Below are 2,721 nucleotides of genomic sequence, written 5' to 3'. Positions count from 1 at the left end.
CCCTCTTCAACCAAGTCAAATCCTGCTGAGCTGATGTTCCAGTCCAGGAAGAGCCCCCTGATGGCTCTATTGAAAAGCACCGCAAGATAAGAACTCTCCCTGTCCTTCCTGAATTCACCTGTTTGCTGTCCTTCCTCAATGATACTCTTGATGAACGTGTGCCAGAAACGGGACTGGTCGGTAATGACCTTGGTGGAACCCTCGTTGCTCACCTGGTTGGCATAGAGTACTTTCAGCATCTCAACCCCGATAACATCCCGTACATAAGTAAGTTGCAACTCCGTGAATTTCATAAGCTTGAGAGCTGCATCCTTCTCTTTTGATACCACTTCCTCAATACTTCGATAGTAGGCATCGATGGCCCAGAACTCCTGTACGATGATATCGCTCTTCGTGGGGAAATAGGTATAGAAACTCCCCTTTGCAGTGCCTGCATAGTCGGTTATCTGCTGGATGGAGACCTGGTTGAACCCCTTCTGCTTGAAGAGCGCCAAGGCACTCTCGAATATCAGGCGCTTGGTCGCCTCAGCTTTGCTTGTTCCCTTTGATTTCTTTGCCATCGCCCTTCCTTATAGGAGAATCTTCCCAGGATTCATGATGTTCTTTGGGTCAAGCGCTTGCTTGACTGCACACAGCAACTGGTACTCCGCCTCTGGAGTCACGTCCTTGAAGAACGACCTCCGTTTCAACCCAATGCCATGCTCCCCGCTGATCTTCCCCCCAAGTTCCTTGACAATGAATGCATAGAACTCGGAAAGCAACCGTGGCTCCATCTCCAACCACTCCTCCATGGTACTTTCAGGATTCTTCACCAGTGTTGCATGCAGGTTACCATCTCCCGCGTGGCCATAACAAGGAATTCTCATGTTGTATTTGCTGGAGAGCTGCTCCAGACGGGGAATCACCAAAGGAATGGAGCCGATGGGAACAACCACATCTTCCAGGCTCTGAATAGGACTGTAGACCTTGATGGCCTCGGCAATATTCCGCCTGATGGACCAGATTCTCTCCCTGGTTGTAGCGTCCTCAGCGATATAGACCTCCATCGCCTTATGATCGGAACAGAGATCTCCAACCTGGATGAGATCATGTTCAACCTGGCTTTCATCAGTACCATCAATCTCAATGAGCAGCATCGCTCCCACTCCCTCCAGGGGAAGACTCTCATTCAGATACGAACAGGACATCTCAAGTGAACTTCTGTCCATGAACTCAATACTGGTGGGGATGATCCCTTGTTTCATGATCAGGGGAACGACAGAGATGGCATCCTGGGCAGTCCTAAAAGGAACCAAGAGGTTCGAGGCAGAGGATGGCACGCCAAGGAGTCTGATGGTTGCCTTGGTGATGATGCCAAGGGTACCCTCCGAGCCGATGTACAGTTGCTTGAGATCATACCCACTGACATCCTTGGTCACCTTTCCTCCCAATTGGACCACTTCTCCCTGGGGAGTGACAACCTCCATACCAAGTATATAGCGCCCGGTAACCCCGTATTTCACAGCCTTTCCACCGCCCGCGTTCTCCGCAATATTACCTCCAAGAAAGCAAGTCTCCAAGCTCATCGGATAGCCGGCGAAGAAAAGCCCGGTCTGTTTGAGCTGTTCATTGAGCTCATTGGTTACAATCCCTGCCTCAGCTGTCACGGTTAGGTTTGCCTCATCAATCTCCAGCACCTTGTTCATCTTCTCAACCGAGAGCACAATTCCCCCATGGATTGGAATCGCACCACCAGAAAGACCTGAGCCTGCACCACGCGGGGTTACCGGTATGGTGTACCGGTCAGCCAACTTCATGACCGCACTGATCTGCTCGGTAGAGACGGGAGTAAGCACAACCTCCGGCATATGGCTGAACTGCTCCCTGCTGGTCTCGTCATGGCTGTAATTCTCTATTCGCTCTGTGTCGGTATAGAGGTTATGCTCCCCTACGATCGCCTTCAGCTCCTCAAGAATGGATGGGTTGATTGCCCTATAGCTGGTATTCATGCCTTCCTCCTCTGCTCAAGGCGTTTCTCAATCTCAGGAAGTACCTGAAACAGGTCCCCGATGATGGCGAAGTCAGCAAGACCAAGGATATTGGCCTGCTCATCACTGTTGATCGCCACAATACACTTGGCTGTCTTGATACCTGCCAGATGCTGGATGGCACCAGAAATACCTGCAGCAAGATAAAGACGGGGAGAGATGGTCTTCCCTGAAAGCCCTACCTGATGGGGATAGGAAGCCCAACCCCGGTCCACTGCGTCCCTGCTCGCACCTACTTCAGCACCAAACGCTTTTGCCAATCGCTCGATCAGGACAAAATTATCCCGTTTCTTAAGGCCCTTTCCTCCTGAAATAACGATGTCTGCTTCTTCGATGGATCCACCCTGGCCTTCCAGGCCCCTCAGCCCCAATACCTCGACAGATGGTTTATCCATCTTGGAATCAACCGGTACCTTCTCCACCAAGAAAGGACGGTCACTACTCGCTTCAAGCGGCTTGGTAGAACGTGGTCTGACGGTGGCCATCTGCGGCCGATGGTTCGGGGTCTTGATGGTTGCCATGATGTTGCCACCTATTGCAGGGCGGGTCTGCAAGAGATTCCCTGTCCCTTCCTCGATAGCCAGTTCGGTGCAGTCAGCAGTAAGCCCAGCATGGGCCTTGACTGCTACATAGGGCATCAGGGTCCTTCCAGAGGTGGTTGCTGCTGCAATGATGATCTGCGGCTCCTTTGCAG

General features: G+C 51.8%; 3 protein-coding genes. All 3 read right to left on the bottom strand.

Annotated elements, in window-relative coordinates; all coding sequences use genetic code 11:
* On the bottom strand, positions 1-560 hold a 560-nt coding region (locus AB7S66_RS12445), incomplete at its 3' end, for a TetR/AcrR family transcriptional regulator (protein WP_428520474.1).
* Positions 561-569: 9 nt separating this feature from the next.
* Positions 570-1,988 carry an FAD-binding oxidoreductase gene (locus AB7S66_RS12440; RefSeq protein ID WP_428520472.1) on the bottom strand — a complete coding sequence of 473 codons (1,419 nt, stop codon included), beginning with the start codon at positions 1,986-1,988 and terminating at the stop codon, positions 570-572.
* On the bottom strand, positions 1,985-2,721 hold a 737-nt coding region (locus AB7S66_RS12435; RefSeq protein WP_428520470.1), incomplete at its 5' end, for an electron transfer flavoprotein subunit alpha/FixB family protein. The genes AB7S66_RS12440 and AB7S66_RS12435, both read right to left, overlap by 4 nt.

The sequence above is a fragment of the Sphaerochaeta sp. genome, assembly GCF_050178175.1.
Lineage (GTDB): Bacteria > Spirochaetota > Spirochaetia > Sphaerochaetales > Sphaerochaetaceae > Sphaerochaeta.
This window is presented reverse-complemented; position numbering and strand designations above follow the sequence as displayed.